General features: G+C 76.3%; 15 protein-coding genes. 11 read left to right on the top strand and 4 right to left on the bottom strand.

All coding sequences use genetic code 11. The features are described 5' to 3' along the window. The first annotated feature begins 27 nt into the window (after nucleotides 1-27). On the top strand, nucleotides 28-399 hold the full coding sequence (locus ACYVQV_RS05250) for a DUF3140 domain-containing protein (protein WP_461022202.1): 372 nt from the start codon (nucleotides 28-30) through the stop codon (nucleotides 397-399). 75 nt (nucleotides 400-474) lie between these two features. On the opposite strand, the gene ACYVQV_RS05245 is transcribed toward ACYVQV_RS05250, so the two are convergent. Next, nucleotides 475-2,949: a DNA gyrase/topoisomerase IV subunit A gene (locus ACYVQV_RS05245; RefSeq protein WP_461022201.1), complete on the bottom strand. Its 2,475-nt coding sequence runs from the start codon at nucleotides 2,947-2,949 to the stop codon at nucleotides 475-477. Between the two features lie 230 nt (nucleotides 2,950-3,179). On the opposite strand from ACYVQV_RS05245, the gene ACYVQV_RS05240 reads away from it, so the two are divergent. Then, entirely contained in the window at nucleotides 3,180-4,346 is a 1,167-nt protein-coding gene (locus ACYVQV_RS05240) for an alanine racemase (protein WP_461022239.1), read from the top strand. 20 nt (nucleotides 4,347-4,366) lie between these two features. After that, nucleotides 4,367-5,704, top strand: coding sequence for a D-arabinono-1,4-lactone oxidase (locus ACYVQV_RS05235; protein WP_461022238.1), 1,338 nt, complete (start codon nucleotides 4,367-4,369; stop codon nucleotides 5,702-5,704). On the opposite strand, the gene ACYVQV_RS05230 is transcribed toward ACYVQV_RS05235, so the two are convergent. Further along, complete coding sequence (locus tag ACYVQV_RS05230) at nucleotides 5,677-6,354, bottom strand: nitroreductase family protein (RefSeq protein ID WP_461022200.1); 678 nt, start codon at nucleotides 6,352-6,354, stop codon at nucleotides 5,677-5,679. The genes ACYVQV_RS05235 and ACYVQV_RS05230 overlap by 28 nt on opposite strands. A gap of 128 nt (nucleotides 6,355-6,482) precedes the next feature. On the opposite strand from ACYVQV_RS05230, the gene ACYVQV_RS05225 reads away from it, so the two are divergent. The 4 genes from ACYVQV_RS05225 to ACYVQV_RS05210 are packed head-to-tail and all read left to right on the top strand — an operon-like array spanning nucleotide 6,483 to nucleotide 11,872. After that, nucleotides 6,483-9,320: a bifunctional acetate--CoA ligase family protein/GNAT family N-acetyltransferase gene (locus ACYVQV_RS05225; protein WP_461022199.1), complete on the top strand. Its 2,838-nt coding sequence runs from the start codon at nucleotides 6,483-6,485 to the stop codon at nucleotides 9,318-9,320. A 28-nt stretch (nucleotides 9,321-9,348) separates the two neighbouring features. Further along, nucleotides 9,349-9,981 (top strand): DUF5998 family protein, encoded by a 633-nt coding sequence (locus tag ACYVQV_RS05220; RefSeq protein ID WP_461022198.1) that lies wholly within the window; start codon nucleotides 9,349-9,351, stop codon nucleotides 9,979-9,981. After that, nucleotides 9,978-11,132, top strand: a complete 1,155-nt coding sequence (locus tag ACYVQV_RS05215) for an alkaline phosphatase family protein (protein WP_461022197.1) — start codon at nucleotides 9,978-9,980, stop codon at nucleotides 11,130-11,132. The genes ACYVQV_RS05220 and ACYVQV_RS05215 overlap by 4 nt, the downstream gene beginning before the upstream one ends. Before the next feature lie 38 nt (nucleotides 11,133-11,170). Continuing rightward, nucleotides 11,171-11,872 (top strand): thymidine kinase, encoded by a 702-nt coding sequence (locus ACYVQV_RS05210; protein WP_461022196.1) that lies wholly within the window; start codon nucleotides 11,171-11,173, stop codon nucleotides 11,870-11,872. 16 nt (nucleotides 11,873-11,888) lie between these two features. On the opposite strand, the gene sepH is transcribed toward ACYVQV_RS05210, so the two are convergent. Further along, the gene (gene sepH / locus ACYVQV_RS05205) at nucleotides 11,889-13,163 is read right to left on the bottom strand and encodes a septation protein SepH (protein WP_461022195.1); all 1,275 of its coding nucleotides are present in this window, start codon (nucleotides 13,161-13,163) and stop codon (nucleotides 11,889-11,891) included. 201 nt (nucleotides 13,164-13,364) lie between these two features. Between sepH and ACYVQV_RS05200 the strand changes: the two genes are divergently transcribed. From ACYVQV_RS05200 to ACYVQV_RS05190, 3 genes are all read left to right on the top strand, one after another. Further along, nucleotides 13,365-14,099, top strand: a complete 735-nt coding sequence (locus tag ACYVQV_RS05200) for a trimeric intracellular cation channel family protein (RefSeq protein WP_461022194.1) — start codon at nucleotides 13,365-13,367, stop codon at nucleotides 14,097-14,099. Between the two features lie 78 nt (nucleotides 14,100-14,177). Beyond that, on the top strand, nucleotides 14,178-15,302 hold the full coding sequence (locus tag ACYVQV_RS05195; RefSeq protein WP_461022237.1) for a ferrochelatase: 1,125 nt from the start codon (nucleotides 14,178-14,180) through the stop codon (nucleotides 15,300-15,302). Then, nucleotides 15,299-16,141, top strand: a complete 843-nt coding sequence (locus ACYVQV_RS05190) for an inositol monophosphatase family protein (protein ID WP_461022193.1) — start codon at nucleotides 15,299-15,301, stop codon at nucleotides 16,139-16,141. The genes ACYVQV_RS05195 and ACYVQV_RS05190 overlap by 4 nt, the downstream gene beginning before the upstream one ends. Nucleotides 16,142-16,202: 61 nt before the next feature. Here the strand turns inward: ACYVQV_RS05190 and ACYVQV_RS05185 are convergent, their stop codons facing one another. Beyond that, nucleotides 16,203-16,496, bottom strand: a complete 294-nt coding sequence (locus ACYVQV_RS05185; RefSeq protein ID WP_461022192.1) for a hypothetical protein — start codon at nucleotides 16,494-16,496, stop codon at nucleotides 16,203-16,205. A gap of 406 nt (nucleotides 16,497-16,902) precedes the next feature. Between ACYVQV_RS05185 and ACYVQV_RS05180 the strand changes: the two genes are divergently transcribed. Then, the gene (locus ACYVQV_RS05180) at nucleotides 16,903-17,199 is read left to right on the top strand and encodes a DUF4193 domain-containing protein (protein ID WP_461022191.1); all 297 of its coding nucleotides are present in this window, start codon (nucleotides 16,903-16,905) and stop codon (nucleotides 17,197-17,199) included. Nucleotides 17,200-17,208 lie beyond the last annotated feature (9 nt).

The raw sequence follows: 17,208 nt of genomic DNA, 5'->3' as shown, positions 1-17,208 counted from the left end.
TGCCGTCCCCGCGGGTAGCCCAGCGGCATGAGCACCGGCTACGACGACGAGACCGTGGACCCCGACGCGCTGTGGCAGGAGTTCCACACCGTCGTGAACATGACGTCCCGCGAGCTGGAGGAGTGGCTGCGGACCCGCTCCGCCGGAGAGGACGCCGAGGAGCTGCCCGACGAGGCCGGGACGCCGAAGGGCCAGCGAGTGCTGGCGGTGCTGCGCAAGCGCCGCCAGGACCTCACCGACGACGACGTCGCGGTGATGGGCGCGGTCGTGCGGACGGTCAGGTCGCAGCGGCGCGAGGACCTCGAGCCCACCGCCGGGGAGGCGCACTGGCGGCACCGGCTGATGTCGCTGGGGCACGACCCGCTCAAGCCCCCCGGCGACCCCGATCGCCGGAGCTAGCCCGTGGGCTCCGTCCGGCGCGCCCGGCTGTGGCTGCTGGCTGTCGGGGCCCGGCTGTCGGGTGGTGGTCCCCCGTCAGCCGGTGGTGACCACCGGGCCGCCGAGGGCGGCGACGGGCTGGGGCAGCGGCGTGCCGGACCCGTCGCGACGCCCCGTCGCCGCGGGCAGGTCGACGGCCGCACCGGCCGAGGACGTCGCCATCGCCGGGCCGGCGCCGACCCAGGCGGCGACGAGCAGGTCCTCGCCACGCAGGAAGCGGTGGCAGCGGACACCGCCCGTGGCGCGGCCCTTGCCCGGGTACTCCGAGAGCGGCGTGACCTTGACCGACCCGGTCTCCGTCCCGGGCAGGGCGGAGGCCGAGCCCGCGACCGTGACGACCACCCCGGCGTCCAGCGAGCCGGCCGGGACGGCGCCGAAGAACGTCACCCGGGCGCCCGCGGACAGCTTCACGCCGGCGATGCCGCTGCCACCGCGACCCTGCGGCCGGACCTTGTCCGCGCCGAACCGCAGCAGCTGGGCGTCGCTGGTGACGAACACCAGCTCCGCGTCCGGACCGGTCAGCTCGACGGCGCCGACGACCTCGTCGCCGTCCCTGAGCGCGATGGTCTCCCACTCCTCCCGGCCCGGGTAGTCGGTCGTGACGCGCTTCACGACGCCCTGGGCGGTGCCGAGCGCCAGGCCCGGTGAGTCCTCCGCCAGCGAGCACAGGGTCAGCACGCGCTCACCCGGCTCCAGGGTCAGGAACTCCGACACCGGCGCCCCGCCCGACAGCGACGGGGAGCCCTGCGTCGGAGGCAGCGCCGGGGTGTCGACCACGCCGAGGCGCAGCACCCTGCCGCGGTTGGTAACCGCACCGACCTCGCCGCGGGCGGTCGTGCGCACGGCCGCCACGACGACGTCGTGCGCCCGGCGGTCGGTACCTTCCGCGTACGCCGCAGGCGGCTCGGCGTCCGCCGTGCGGGCGAGCAGGCCGGTCCCGGACATCAGCAGCCAGCACGGGTCGTCGGCGACCTCCAGGGGCGTGGCGGCGGTCTTGCCCTGGGCCCCGGAGGACTCCAGCAGCACGGTGCGCCGCGGCGTCCCGTGCTCCTTGGCGACCTTCGCGAGCTCGTCCGACACCAGCGTGCGCAGCAGCCGGTCGTCGCCGAGCACCTCGCGCAGCTCGGCGATCGCCGTGGCCAGCTCGTCCTTCTCCGCCTCGAGCTCGATCCGGGAGAACTTCGTCAGCCGCCGCAGCCGCAGCTCGAGGATGTAGTCGGCCTGCACGGTGTCGAGGTCGAAGACGCCCATCAGCCGGCCCCGGGCCTGCTCGGCGTCGTCGCTGGTGCGGATGACCGCGATGACCTCGTCGATGTCGAGGATCGCGACGAGCAGACCCTCGACGAGGTGCAGCCGCTCCTCCTTGCGGGCCAGCCGGAACGCCGTGCGCCTGCGGACGACGTCCAGGCGGTGCTCGACGAAGACGGTCAGCAGCTCGCGCAGGCCGAGGGTGCGCGGCTGGCCCTCGACGAGGCAGACGTTGTTGATGCCGAACGAGTCCTCCATCGGCGTGAGCCGGTACAGCTGCTCCAGCACCGCGTCGGGGTTGAAGCCGGTCTTGACCTCGACCACCAGGCGCAGCCCGTGCGCCCGGTCGGTCAGGTCGACGACGTTCGAGATGCCCTGCAGCTTCTTCGCCTGGACGGCGTCCTTGATCTTCTCGATGACCTTCTCGGGCCCGACCGTGTACGGCAGCTCGGTGACGACGATGCCCTTGCGGCGCGCGGTCACGTTCTCCACGCGCGTCGTCGCCCGGGTGCGGAAGGTGCCGCGTCCCGTCGCGTACGCGTCGCGGATCCCGTCCAGGCCCACGATCTTGCCGCCCGAGGGCAGGTCCGGGCCCGGGACGAACCGCATCAGCGCCTCGAGCGAGGCGTCCGGGTGGGCGATGAGGTGGCGGGCCGCTGCCACGACCTCGACGAGGTTGTGCGGCGGCATGTTCGTCGCCATGCCCACGGCGATGCCGCTGGCGCCGTTGACCAGCAGGTTCGGGAACGCCGCCGGCAGGACCTCCGGCTGGGTCAGCTGGTTGTCGTAGTTCGGGACGAAGTCGACGACGTCCTCGTCGAGCGACGCCGTCATCAGCAGCGCCGACGGGGCCAGGCGGGCCTCGGTGTACCGCGGCGCGGCCGGGCCGTCGTCCAGCGAGCCGAAGTTGCCGTGCCCGTCGACCAGCGGCACGCGCAGCGAGAACGGCTGGGCCATCCGCACGAGCGCGTCGTAGATGGCCGCGTCACCGTGCGGGTGCAGCTTGCCCATCACCTCGCCGACGACGCGGCTGGACTTGACGTGCCCGCGGTCGGGGCGCAGACCCATGTCGTGCATCGAGTAGAGGATCCGCCGCTGCACCGGCTTCAGGCCGTCCCGCGCGTCCGGCAGGGCGCGCGAGTAGATCACCGAGTACGCGTACTCGAGGAAGCTGCCCTGCATCTCCGAGGAGACGTCCACGTCGACGATGCGCTCGTGGACCTCGTCGGGTGGGGGCGGTGCGGAGGAGGAACGGCGGGCCATGCGCCCGATTGTGGCGCAACGTCGCGGCGGTCCCCGCACCGGCACGCGGCCCCGCCGGCATCCGCGCGGGGGTTGACCGGCCTCCCCCCGGGCACGAGGCTGCCGCGGTGACCAGCAGCGCGCGGACGACACGCACCGACCGGTCGGCGGCGGCGTCATCGGGTCCCACCGGTGCGACGCCCGCGGCCCCGGCGACCGCCCCGTCCCCCGACGGACCGACCGCCGAGGGAATGTGGGAGGAGCTGGACGCCGCCACGCGGCACCTGCCCGCACCGCTGGCCGCCGTGCACCTGGACGCGTTGCGGCGCAACGCCGACGACCTCGTCCGCCGCGCCGCCGGGACGCCCGTGCGGGTGGCGACCAAGTCGGTGCGCTGCCGCGCCGTCCTCGAGCTCGTCCTGGCGCGGCCGGGCTTCCGCGGCCTGATGGCGTACTCGCTGCGCGAGGCGCTGTGGCTGGTCGGGCACGGTCACGACGACGTCCTCGTCGCCTACCCCAGCGTCGACCGCGGCGCCCTGCGCGACCTCGTCGCCGACGAGCGGGCGCTCGCCGCCGTGACGGTGATGGTCGACGACCCCGTGCACCTCGACCTGCTCGAGGAGGCCGCCGCGGCCACCCGCCCGGCGGCGCCGGTCCGGGTCTGCCTGGACGTCGACGCGTCCCTGCGCGTGGCCGGCGCGCACCTGGGCGTGCGCCGGTCCCCGCTGCGCACCGCCGACCAGGCGGCAGCCGCCGCGCGCGAGGTCGCCCGCCGGCCCGCGACCCGGCTCGTCGGGGTGATGACGTACGACGCGCAGGTCGCCGGGCTGCCCGACCGCTCCCCGGCCGTCCGGGCGGTCAAGCGGCTCTCGCTGCGCGACCTGCACCGCCGACGGCTGGACGTCGTCCACGCCGTCGAGCGCGCCGCCGGCGGGCCGCTGGACGTCGTCAACGCCGGCGGGACGGGCAGCGTCGAGCTCGTCGCGGGCGAGCCGGCCGTGACCGAGGTGGCCGCCGGCTCCGGGCTCTACGGGCCCACGCTCTTCGACGCCTACCGGCGCTTCACCCCGCGGCCCGCGCTCGGCTTCGGCCTCGACGTGACCCGCCGGCCCGCGCCCCGGGTCCGCACCCTCTTCGCCGGTGGCTGGGTCGCCTCGGGCCCAGCCGGTGAGGACCGCCTGCCGCGCCCCGTGCACCCGCCGGGTCTGTCGCTGCTCGGCACCGAGGGCGCGGGGGAGGTGCAGACCCCGGTGCGCGCCCGCGGGCGGGTGCCCGAGGTGGGCGAGCGCGTGTGGCTGCGGCACGCCAAGGCCGGAGAGGTCTGCGAGCGGGTGAGTGCCCTGCACCTCGTCGAGGGTGCCGGCGCCGCGGTGCGGACCGTGCCGACCTACCGCGGCGAGGGTCGGTGCTTCGGGTGACGCGGCGTGCGAGGGGCCTGCTGCGGGCGCCGGCCGGTGCCGCCCGCCCGGTCGGTGAGTGGACGACGTGGGGGCGCACCGCCCGGGCCCTGCCGGTCCGGGAGGCGCACCCGGCGACCGCCGGGGACGTCGCGGCCGAGCTGGTCGGGGCGGCACGGGAGGGCCTGCGGGTCAAGGCGGTCGGCAGCGGCCACTCGTTCACGCCGGTGGCCGTCACCGACGGCGTGCTGCTGCGGATGGACCGGCTCAGCGGGGTCGTGGCCGCCGACCCGTCGACGGGGCTGGTGCGGGTGCGCGCCGGGACGCCGCTGCACCGGCTCGGCGCCGAGCTCGACGCGCTCGGCCTGGCGATGACGAACCTCGGCGACATCGACAGGCAGACGATCAGCGGGGCCGTCTCCACCGGCACCCACGGCACCGGAGCGCGGTTCGGTGGGCTGGCCACGCAGGTGGTGGCCGCGCAGGTGGTGCTGCCGGACGGCTCGGTCGTGGACTGCTCGCCGGCGCACGAACCGGAGCTGTTCGCCGTCGCCCGGCTCGGCCTCGGCGCGTTCGGCGTCCTCACCGAGCTGACGGTGCAGTGCGTCCCGGCGTTCGACCTGCACGCCCGCGAGGAGCCCGGTCGGCTCGACGACGTCCTGGAGCGGCTCGACGACCTCGTCGACGGCAGCGACCACTGCGAGTTCTACTGGTTCCCGCACACCGACCGCGTCCAGCTCAAGGTCAACACGCGCCTGCCCGCGGGCAGCGCCACCCCGGACGGCCGGGCCCGCCGGCTGCGCCGCTGGGTCGACGACGAGGTGCTGTCCAACGCGGTGTTCGCCGCCACCAACCGCCTGTGCGCCGGCGCCCCGGGCGCCGTGCCGACCGTCAACGCGGTCGCGGCCCGCGCGCTGACCGCACGGGAGTACACCGCCCCCAGCCCGCAGGTGTTCACCGCACCGCGCCGGGTCCGGTTCCGCGAGAGCGAGTACGCCGTCCCCCGCGAGAGCGTCGCGGACGTCGTCACCGAGCTGCGCCGGGCCGTCGACGCCAGCGCGCTGCGGGTCTCCTTCCCGGTGGAGGTCCGGTTCGCCGCCGCGGACGACGTGTGGCTGTCCACCGCCCACGGCCGCGAGAGCGCGTACGTCGCCGTGCACCAGCACGTCCTGGGCGAGCACGAGGAGTACGTCGCACTGTTCGAGCGGGTCGTCCGCGACGTCGGCGGCCGCCCGCACTGGGGCAAGCTGCACTCGATGGACGCCGCGTCCCTGGCGCCGCTGTACCCGCGGTTCGCCGACGCCCTCGCCGTCCGCGACCGGGTCGACCCCGGACGCGTCCTCGGCAACGCCTACCTCTCGCGCGTGCTCGGCCCCTGAGGCGCGGTGGCCGTCCCGGCGCCCTCGCCGTCCTCCGGCGACCACGGCGTGCCGAACCGCCCCCCGTGCGCCACGTCGCCGAGGGGACGCCGCCCGCGGCGCAGGCTGGGTGAGCGCCGGTCCGGTGCCGGGTGCCCGAGGGCGACCACCCCCACCGGACGACGGTCGGCCGGGACGTCGAACGCCGACCGCACGGCGTCCCAGCGCTCCCCCGGGACGCCGAAGAAGCAGGCGCCCAGCCCCTCGTCGACGGCCGTGAGCAGCACCAGCAGCGCCGCCATCCCGGTGTCGACGTCCCAGTAGGGCACCGGCCACCGTGCCTCGTCGCGGTCGGTCCAGCCCTTGTCCGGCTCGGCGTAGCGGTCGAGGTAGGCGTCCTTGCGGCTGAGGCACACCACGAGGACCGGCGCCGTGGCCATCCCCCGCAGCCAGGAGTCCGGGACCGCCGCGGGGTCGGTGGTCGCGTCCCAGAAGCGGGCGACGTCGGCCGGCCGGTCCAGGACGAGGAAGTCCCAGCCCTGGGTGAAGCCCGCGGACGGCGCGCGCACCGCCGCCTCGAGCAGCCTGCGCACCGTCGCGCCGGGCACGGGGCGGGCGGGGTCGAACGCGCGCACCATGCGCCGGCGGCGGACGACGTCCCTCAGCTCCACGGGAGCCACCCTGGCAGAGTCCTGGCGGGGGCGTCCTCGGCACACGGCAGCAGCCCGACGTCGGCACGGCGGCGGCACGACGTCGGCACGGCGTCCGGGGGCGGGCGCGGGACCTCTAGCCTGGGCCCATGCGGCGCCAGGGGCGGGACCGGGCGGGGGAGTACCCCTCCCACTGGGAGGCGGACGTCGTCCTGCGTGACGGCGGCATCGCCCACGTGCGGCCGATCCGCACCGACGACGCCGACGCGCTGCAGCGCTTCCACGTCGCGCAGTCGCCGGAGTCCGTCTACCTGCGCTTCTTCGCCCCCATGCCCCGGCTGTCCGAGAAGGACCTCGAGCGGTTCACCCACGTCGACCACCGCGACCGCGTGGCCCTGGTCGCGACGACCGGCGAGGAGATCATCGGCGTCGGCCGCTACGACCGGGTCGACGGGCGGCAGGCCGAGGTCGCCTTCAACATCTCCGACCACCACCAGGGTCGCGGCCTCGGCTCCGTGCTGCTCGAGCACCTCGCCGCCGCCGCCCGCGAGCGCGGCATCCACCGGTTCGTGGCGGAGGTGCTGCCGCAGAACCGCAAGATGGTCGGCGTCTTCCGCGACGCCGGGTACGAGGTCACCCACCACTACGACGACGGGGTCATCTCGCTGGCGTTCGACATCGACCCCACCCAGCGGTCGATGTCGGTGATGGCCGCGCGCGAGCACCGGGCCGAGGCCGAGAGCATCAAGGCGCTCCTCAACCCCTCGTCGGTCGTCGTCGTGGGCGCCAGCCGCAGCACCGAGTCCGTGGGTGGGGCGCTGCTGCGCAACCTCGTCGACGGCGGGTTCACCGGTGCCGTGCACGCCGTCAACCCCGAGGCGCTGGAGCTGTACGGGGTGCAGGTGCACGCCCGGGTGGAGGACGTCCCCGGCCCGGTGGACCTCGCGGTCGTCGCGGTCCCCGCCCCGATCGCGGTGGACGTCGTGCGCGCCTGCGGCGGGTTGGGCGTCAAGGGCGTCGTCGTGGTGTCCAGCGGGTTCGCCGAGACGGGCAGCGAGGGGCTCGAGCGCCAGCGAGAGCTGGTGCGGGTGGCGCGCACCTACGGCATGCGCGTCGTCGGGCCGAACTCCTTCGGCATGCTCAACACCGACCCGGGCGTCGCGCTCAACGCGTCGCTGGCGCCGTGGCTGCCGCGGCCGGGCCGGCTGGGCCTGTTCAGCCAGTCGGGGGCGCTGGGGGTGGCGGTGCTGTCGTCGGCGGACCGGCGCGGGCTGGGCGTCTCCGGCTTCGTGTCGGCGGGCAACCGCGCGGACGTGTCGGGCAACGACCTGATGCAGTTCTGGGAGGAGGACCCTCGCACGGCGACCGTCGGCCTGTACCTGGAGAGCGTGGGCAACCCGCGCAAGTTCTCGCGGGTCGCCCGCCGGCTGGCCCGCAGCAAGCCCGTGGTGGTGGTCAAGTCCGGCGTCTCCGGGTACGGGGTGCCGCCCGGCCACGCCGTCCGCAGCACCCGCGCGCCGCGCGGCACGCTGGACGCGATGCTGCGCCAGGCCGGGGTGATCCGGGTGGAGAACATCCACCAGCTCTTCGACGTCTCGCAGGTCCTCGTCGACCAGCCGCTGCCCGCGGGGGAGCGGGTCGGCGTCGTCGGCAACTCCGACGCGTTGGGCGCGCTGGTCGCCGAGGCGGCGCTCAGCTGGGGTCTGGAGCTGGCCCGCGAGCCGGTGTCGCTGCACCCGGAGGCCGACGCGGCGACGTTCCGGGCGGCGCTGGAGGACGTCTTCGCCGACCCCGGCGTGGACTCGGTCGTCGCCAGCTTCATCCCCCCGCTGGCCACCGTGGACCGGGAGGTGGCCCGGGCGCTCGTCGAGGTCGCCGGCGGCAGCGACAAGACGTGCGTCGCGTGCTTCCTGGGGATGCGCGGGGTCGGTCACCAGGGCGGGCTCGCCGCAGGGCCGCCCGGCGGGGGAGGCGCCGGGGGCGGGCAGACCGCGCAGGAGGGCGCGGGGACCCGGCACGTGGTCGCCGTCGGCGACGAGGGACCGGCGCTGACCGAGGGCCTGCCGACCATCACCGCGGCCTCCGCGGCCGCGACCCCCGGCACCGACGGCGCGGGGCACCGCGTGGTGCCCGCGTACCCCAGCCCCGAGGACGCCGTCCGTGCACTGGCCGCCGTCACCCGCCACGCCCAGTGGCGACGGCGGGACCCGGGGACCCCGGTCGCCCCCGCCGACGTCGACGTCTTCGCCGCGCACGTCCAGGTCGAGGAGGTGCTCAGTGGCGCCCCCGGCGCGCACCCCGCCGGCATCCGCCTGGACGACGAGGCCGCCGCGCGGCTGCTCGGGCACGTCGGGGTGGACGTCTGGCCCGCCGTCGCCGTCCGGGACGCGGACGCCGCCGTCACCGCGGCCGAGGAGCTCGGCTGGCCGGTCGTGCTCAAGGCGGCCACCCCCAACCTGCGGCACCGGCGCGAGCTCGGCGGCGTGCGCCTGGACGTCGGCGGTCCCAGCGAGCTGCGCCGGGACCTGGCCGGGCTGCGGGCCGAGCTCGGGGACCTCGGCGACGGCTTCCTCGTCCAGCGGATGGCCCCGCCCGGGGTGACGGTGGTCGTCCGGTCGATCGAGGACCCGCTGTTCGGCCCGGTGGTCTCCTTCGGGCTCGCCGGCGACGCGATCGAGCTGCTCGAGGACGTCGCGCACCGCATCCCGCCGCTGACGGACACCGACGTCAGCGAGCTCGTCCGCTCGGTGCGGGCCTCACCCCGGCTGTTCGGCTACCGCGGTGCCCCACCGGTCGACGTGGAGGGCCTGGAGGACCTGGTGGCCCGCGTCTCGGTGCTGGCGGACGAGGTCCCCGAGGTCGCCGAGCTCGAGCTGAACCCCGTCATCGTCGGCCGCCGCGGCGTGGCGGTCCTCGGGGCCGCGGTGCGGCTGGCCCGCCCGGCCGGGCGGACCGACTCGGGTGTGCGCCGGGCGCCGTCGGCCTGAGCCCGCGCAGGGTGCCAGGATGACGGCCATGAGCTCGCGTCGTCGTCCCCCGGACCCCTCGCTGCCCTCGTCGCCTCCCGAGCTGCCCGCCGAGCTGGGCGCCGACATCACCCGGGCCGGGTACTACCCGGCGCTCGTCGCCGACGTGGTCGCGACCGCGCTCGCCGACGAGCAGGTGCGGGCGCACCTGGTCCACCAGGAGACGACGTTCGACTCGGACGAGGTGCGACGGCACGTCACCGTGCTGGCGCTCACGCCGACGCGGTTGATCGTCGCGCACGCGGACGACCACGGCCCGGACGCCGCGGTGCCGACGACGTACGCCGCCGCGTCCTCCGAGGCCGTGCCGCTGCAGCACGTGCGATCCGTCGTGGTCTCCCACGTCGTCACCCGGCCCGAGCGGTACGTGACGGGGACCCCGCCCCGCGAGGTCACCCTGACGATCTGCTGGGGGTCGGTGACCCGGCTGGACCTGGAGCCCGCGTCCTGCGCCGACCCCGACTGCGAGGCCGACCACGGGTACACCGGGACGACCACCGCCGACGACATCGTCGTGCGGGTCAGCGCGGAGGCCGAGGGGGACGACGCCGTGGCCGCGGCCGTCGCCTTCGCCCGGGCGCTGTCCGCGGCCACCGGCCCCGGGAACCCGGCCCACCGGTGAGCCCGGCGGCCCCGGCGGGCCCGGCGACGCCGGTGCTGGCCGACGTCCTGCCCGCGGCCGCCGCCGCGCTCGACGCCCCCGTCGACGTGCCGGGCCGGTCCGGGACGCCCTCGCTCGTCCTGCCCGCCGCCCCGCGGGTCTGCGTCCTCCTCGTCGACGGTCTGGGCGAGCGCCTGCTCGCGGACCGGGGCGGCCACGCGCCGTACCTGCGCGCGCTGCTGGAGCAGGGCCGGGTGCTGGACTCGGGCTTCCCCTCCACCACCGCGACGTCGATGGGCTCGTTCGGCACCGGCGCGTCCTCCGGCACGCACGGCATGGTGGGGTACCAGGTGCTCGACCCCGACCGGGACGTGCTGCTCAACGAGCTGGCCTGGGACCCCGCGGTCGACCCGCGGACCTGGCAGCGGCACCCGACGGTCTTCGAGCGGGTCGCCCAGCAGGGGGTCGTGGCCGTGCAGGTCGGGCCGGGCTTCTTCGCCGGGTCGGGTCTGACGGAGGCGGCGCTGCGCGGTGCCCGCTTCGTCGCCGCGGACACCCTGGACGAGCGTGTCGACGCCGCCGTCGCGGCCATGCGCAGCGCCCCCCGGACCCTCGTGTACGTGTACTGGGGTGAGGTCGACAAGACCGGCCACGTGCACGGGTGCGGTTCGTGGCAGTGGGGCGAGGAGCTCGGGCAGGTGGACCTCGCGGTCCGCCGGCTCGCCGCGTCGATGCCGGCCGACGGCCTGCTGCTGGTGACCGCGGACCACGGCATGGTCGACGTGCCGCGGCACGCCCGGCTCGACGTCGCCGGCGAGCCGGACCTGGCGGCCGGTGTGCGGCTGACCGGCGGTGAGCCCCGGGCACCGATGCTCTACTGCGAGCCGGACCAGGCAGCCGCCGTGGCGAGGCGCTGGCGCGAGCGGCTCGCGGACGACGCCGACGTGCTGACGCGGGACGAGGCGGTGGCGGCGGGGTGGTTCGGGGCGGTGGACCCCCCGGTCCTGCGCCGCATCGGGGACGTCGTGGTGGCGGTCCGCGGGGCCGTGTCGGTGCACGACTCGCGCGTGCAGCGGCCGGAGCTCATGGGCCTGGTGGGGATGCACGGCGCGCGGTCGGACGCCGAGGTCCGGATCCCGCTGCTGCAGGTCGCGGGGCGCCGGGTCGGCTGACGCGCCGGCCCGCTGCGGCCGTGCGGCAGGATGTCCCGGTGCCAGAACTCGTCTTCTTCACCGGGACCATGGACTGCGGCAAGTCCACGCTCGCCCTGCAGATGGACCACAACCACGCCGCGCGCGGGCGCGGCGGGCTGGTCTTCACCCGGTACGACCGGGCCGGCAGCTCCAGGGTGTCCAGCCGGCTGGGGCTCAGCACCGCGGCCCTCGAGGTGGACGACGGCACCGACTTCTGGGACGAGGTGGCCCACCGTCGCACGCACGGCCAGCGGGTCGACTACGTGATCTGCGACGAGGCCCAGTTCTACTCCCCGGAGCAGGTCGAGCAGCTGGCCCGGCTCGTCGACGAGATGGAGGTCGACGTCTTCGCGTTCGGCATCGCCACCGACTTCCGCACCCGGCTGTTCCCCGGCTCGCGGCGGTTGTTCGAGCTCGCCGACCGCGTGCAGGTGCTCCAGGTGGAGGCGCTGTGCTGGTGCGGCAGGCGGGCGACCCACAACGCCCGGACCGTCGACGGCGTCATGGTGGTCGAGGGGGAGCAGGTCGTCGTCGGCGACGTCGACGAGCCGCTGCTGCACGGCGGGCCGATGGCACAGGTCGGCTACGAGACGCTCTGCCGGCGCCACCACGCGCGCCGGATGACCGCGAGCGCCGCCCGGGCGGCCGCCGCCTCGCCGGACGTGCTGCCGTTCGACCTCGCGGTGTGCGCGGTGCCGCCGCACCGCGGTCACGGCTGACGCCGGACCGCCCGCGTCAGTCCTTGCGGGCGCCGAAGACGATCTCGTCCCAGCTCGGGACGCTCGGGCGCCGCGCCTTGCCCTTGCCGGACTGGCGTCGCGGCGCGGCGGGCACGACGGCCGGCTCCCGGCGCGGGCTCCCGCCCTCCGCCCGGCCGCCCTCCGCATCCGTCGTCGCCGGCTCGTCGCCGCCGGCCGCCGGGTCACCCGGGACGACGTCGTCCGCCGACCCGTCACCCGACCCGTCGTCCGACCCGGCGCCGGCTGCGTCGTCCGGACCCTCGTCGGGTTCGCTCGCCTCACCGGCGGGAGCGGTGGCCTCCTGCGCGTCGTCCGCCGCGCGCCGCCGGTCGCGCGCCGGCTCCAGGGCGGGTGCCGCCGGGTCGGGGAGGGCCAGGATCTCCGCGTCGTGGGCGGTGTCGGGCCGTGACGCCGGCGGGTGCGCCGCCGGCGGCAGGCCGAGCTCCCCGAGGAGGTCGTCGCCCTCCTCGGGGGTCGCGACCGGCTGCCGGCGCCCGCGCCGGCCGCGCAGCTCCTCGAGCAGGTCGACCGTCCCGCCGGCCGCGGTGACCGCGGGCTCGGGCACCGGCTCCGTCGGGGTGGGCTGGGTGGAGGTCGGCTCGGTGGCGGTGCCACCGGCCTCGCGGACGCCTCCGTCGGCCTCCACGTCGTAGACCCGCTCGCGGACCGCCGCCAGCCGCCGGCCGGTGAGGGGGCCGTCGGCCACCGGCTCCTCGGCCGCGGTCAGCCAGCGCGCCTCGTCGTCCACGGGCTCGAGCGTCGAGCGCGCCACGTCGAACACCCACCGGGCGCGACGGTCCTTCGACCCGGTACGGAACGACAGCTGGACCATCCAGGTGCCGTCGTCGCGCCGCCACGCGTCCCAGTCCCCGGCGGTGGCGCCGCGGGCGGCGAGCCGCTCGTCCACGCGCTCGGACAGGACGGGGCCGCGCTGGCCCCCGGCCCGGACGGGCTGCTGCTGCGCCACGCGGGCGACGTGCTCGCGCTCGGCGAGCACCGGACCCTCGTACCGGCGCACGTGCTCGACGGGCACCCCCGCGGACGCGGCGACGTCCTCGGCGGACTCCCCGGCCCGGATCCTGGCCTGGACCTCACGGGGGCGCAGCGCGCCGTCCACCTGGATCTGCAGCTGGCCGAGCCGGGCGCGGTCGCGCCGGACGGCGGCCCGCAGCGGCTCGTCGATCGCGAGCCGGTAGCGCTGACCGTCGGCGCCGGTCAGCAGGACGTGCTCGCCGTCGTCGTCCACGCCGACGAGATGCAGGTCCTGCATGGCTCGTGCCTCCGTCGTCCGGGCGCCGCCGTCGCGTCACCGTGCCGCTGGTCCCACCGGCGCACCCGCGGTGCGCCCTGCGCCGCGGTGGTGCCCCGGCGCCACCGCGACTCTGCCACCTGGCGCGCGGCAGGTGAAGCAGGCCCGCGGCGCGCCGAGCATGTCGATCTCGGGCCGTGGCGGTCCGGGTACCGTCGCCGGGTGGACCCGATCGGCGCCTTCTCCGCCCTCGGCGCCCTCCCGCTCGTCCTGCCGGCCGGTGCGGCGACGGGGACGGCGCAGGCCGTGCTCGAGGCGGCCCGCATCCCCGTGCTGGCGCTGGACCTCGTCGGAGTGTTCGTCTTCGCGCTGTCCGGCGGGCTGGCCGCCGTCCGGCACCGGATGGACGTCGTCGGGGTGGTGGTCCTGGCCTGCGCGGCGGGCCTGGGCGGCGGGATCATCCGGGACGTGCTGCTGGGGGCCGTGCCGCCGGTCGGGATCTCCGACTGGCGGCTGCTCGCGGCCGCGGGAGCGGCGGCCCTGGTCGCCTTCTGGTTCCACCCCGCGGTCCCCAGGATCCGGCGGGTCGTCCTGGTCCTGGACGCCGTCGGGCTCGGCGTGTTCGTCGTCGCGGGGACGGCGAAGGGGCTCGGCCTGGACGCGCCGGTGCTGGCGGCCGTGGTCGTGGGGGTGGTCACCGGCGTCGGGGGCGGGATGGTGCGGGACCTGCTCACCGGCCAGGTGCCCGAGGTGCTGGGACGCACCGAGCTGTACGCCACGCCCGCGGTGCTCGGCGCCGTCGCCTACGCGGCCCTGGAGCGCGGTGGCCTGGGGGGACCGCCGGCCACGGTCGGGTGCGTGCTGCTCGTCGTCCTGGTCCGGCTGTGGGCCATCCGGTACCGGGTGACGGCCCCCACACCGCGCGACCCTGGAGGGGCGGCGACGCCCGCGGCTTGACACGATGGGCCCGTGAGCGACGACGTCCCCACCCCCGCCACCGGCACCCCCGCCACCCCGGCGACGACCGCCGGTGGCCTGCGTCCCTACGACGAGGTGGTCCTGCTGTCCTTCGGCGGGCCCGAGGCCCCCGACGAGGTGCTGCCCTTCCTGCAGAACGTCACCCGCGGCAAGAACATCCCCGACGAGCGGCTCGAGGAGGTCGGCGAGCACTACTACTCCCGTGGTGGGCGCAGCCCGATCAACGACCTCAACCGCGCGCTGCTGGCCGAGCTGCGCGCCGAGCTGGCCCGGCGCGACGTGGACGTCCCGGTCCGCTGGGGCAACCGCAACTGGGCCCCGTACCTGACCGACACGCTGAGGGAGGCGCACGAGGCCGGGGCGCGCCGGGTCCTCGTGCTGGCGACCAGCGCCTACCCCTCCTACAGCGGGTGCCGCCAGTACCGCGAGGACGTCGCCCGCGCGCTGCTGGAGCTGGCCGCCGAGGGCCGCACCCTGGCCGCCGACAAGGTGCGCCACTACTTCAACCTCCCGGGTTTCGTCGAGGCGTCCGTGGACGCCGTCACCACGGCGCTGGGCGAGCTGGGTGAGGCGGCGGCACGCGCGCGGCTCGTGTACGTGACGCACTCGATCCCCACCGCCATGGCCGACACCGCCGGGCCCGACGGCGGCGGGTACGTCCGCACGCACGAGGACGTCGCCCGCGAGGTCACCCGGACGGTCGCCGAGCGCACCGGCGCCGACCTGCCCTGGGACCTCGTGTACTGCTCGCGCTCCGGCCCGCCGTCGCAGCCGTGGACGGAACCGGACGTCAACGACCACCTGCGCGACCTGGCGGAGCGGGGGACGGACGCCGTCGTGCTGGTGCCCGTCGGCTTCGTCAGCGACCACATGGAGGTGGTGCACGACCTCGACACGGAGGCGGCGCAGACGGCCCGCGAGGTGGGCCTGTCCTTCGCGCGCGCCGCCACGGCGGGGACGCACGCCGCCTTCGTTTACGGCCTGGTCGACCTGCTGCTGGAACGGGCCCGCGCGGAGCGCGGGGAGGCGGTGCACCGTCCCGCGGTCGGCGCGCTGCCGGCGTCGCACGACGTGTGCCCGGTGGGCTGCTGCCCCAACCTGCGCGACCCCGACCGCCCGGCGGCGTGCGGCGTGGACTGGCCCGGCGCCGGCGCGGCGGTCTCCGTCGGGTCGGGCCGGTGACCTCACCCCCGGTCGGCCCGGACCCGGCCCTGCTCGGCGAGCTGGTCGGGTTGGCCGAGCGCGTCGCCCGGGACGCGGGGCGCCTCGTCCGCGACGAGCGGCCCGCCGACCTGGGGGTGACGGGTACCAAGTCCAGCCCGACCGACGTGGTCACGGCGATGGACACGGCCGCGGAGGACTTGCTCGTCCGGGACCTGCTCGGCGCGCGTCCCGACGACGGGCTGCTGGGCGAGGAGGGCGGGCTGCGGCCCGGCACGTCGGGCCTGACGTGGGTCGTCGACCCCATCGACGGCACCGTCAACTACCTCTACGGCATCCCCGCCTACGCGGTGAGCGTCGCCGTCGTCAGCGGTGAGCCGACGCCCGCGGCGTGGACCGTGCTCGCGTCGTGCGTGCACAACCCGGCCTCCGGGGAGACCTGGACGGCCACGCTGGGTGGCGGTGCGCTGCTGGACGGGCACCGGCTCACCGGTCCCGCGGAGGTGCCGCTGGAGCGCGCCCTCGTCGGGACGGGCTTCGGCTACCGCGAGGACCGGCGCCGCTCCCAGGCGAGGGTGCTGGCCGCCCTGCTGCCGAGGGTCCGCGACGTCCGGCGCGCCGGGGCGGCGTCCCTGGACCTCTGCGCGGTCGCCACCGGCCGGCTGGACGCCTACTACGAGCGCGGTCTGCAGCCCTGGGACCTCGCGGGAGGGCAGCTGGTGGCCTCGGAGGCCGGCGCCAGGGTCAGCGGGCTGTCGGGTCTGGCGGCCGGTGAGGCGATGGTCGTCGCCGCCGCGCCGCGCCTCGCCGCGGAGCTCAGCGCCGCGCTGGTGCCGCTCGACCCGCTGGGGGACGGCTGAGGACGACGAAGGGCCCACCGGTGCGTCCGGTGGGCCCTGTCGCGGCGGGGTCGGGTGACCCTCAGGCGCGCTGCTCGGTCTGCTCCGTCACGTCGACGGCGTCCACGTCGACGGCGTCCACGTCGACGGCCTCCGGCTGCTCGGGCAGGACCACGTCGATCGGGCCGGTGTGCGCGGCCAGGGTCTCCTGGAGGCCGGGCACCTCGACGTCGTGGTCCGCCGCGACGCGCGCGAGCTCCTCGAGCTCACCCACCCGCACGTCCACGAGGTAGTCGTCGCCCTCGTCCTGGGCGTCGCGGAGCGACGTGCTGGCCTGCGCCACGCGCTCGGTGATCTCACTGGCGAACTCGCTCATGACACCTCCACTCGATCGGTCCGGTCGGCGTCGCCAACTCGGGGCGGCGGCGCCGTGGACCCGGCACCGGTCCGCAGACCCTACGCGGTCAGGGGGTGCCGCAGGCAACTCCCGGCGGTGGCAGGTGGGTGAAACCCGGGTGGACCGCGGGCGGCGTCCCGGTCGACCGTGTCGCGCTGACCTGCGGCTTCACCGTGCTCGGGGCCGCCGCTGTGGTCTGGCTCACCGCTGCGACGGGACGGGTGGCAGGATCCGTCCCGTCCTGCCGGTGAGCCGCGGAGGCACCACGGGCTCCGGTGAGGCACAATCCTGGCGCCCCGGGCACAAACGCGAGCCGCCCGGCGTTAGACCGTCGCCGCAGCCCGCGGCAGCCGATGCCTTACCTCACCCGGAGCGTGACCCCCCGATGGCGACCGACTACGACGCGCCGCGCAAGACCGACGACGACCTCAACGAGGACTCGATCGAGGAGCTCAAGGCCCGCCGTACCGACAAGAACTCCGGCAAGGTCGACGAGGACGAGACCGAGGCCGCCGAGGGCTTCGAGCTGCCCGGCGCCGACCTGTCCAACGAGGAGCTGTCGGTCCGGGTCCTGCCTCGTCAGGCCGACGAGTTCACCTGCTCCAAGTGCTTCCTCGTGCACCACCGCAGCCAGCTCGCCAGCGACAAGGGCGGGGTGTACGTCTGCACCGAGTGCGCCTGACCACCCGGC

The sequence above is a fragment of the Thalassiella azotivora genome (assembly GCF_054781695.1).
This window is presented reverse-complemented; position numbering and strand designations above follow the sequence as displayed.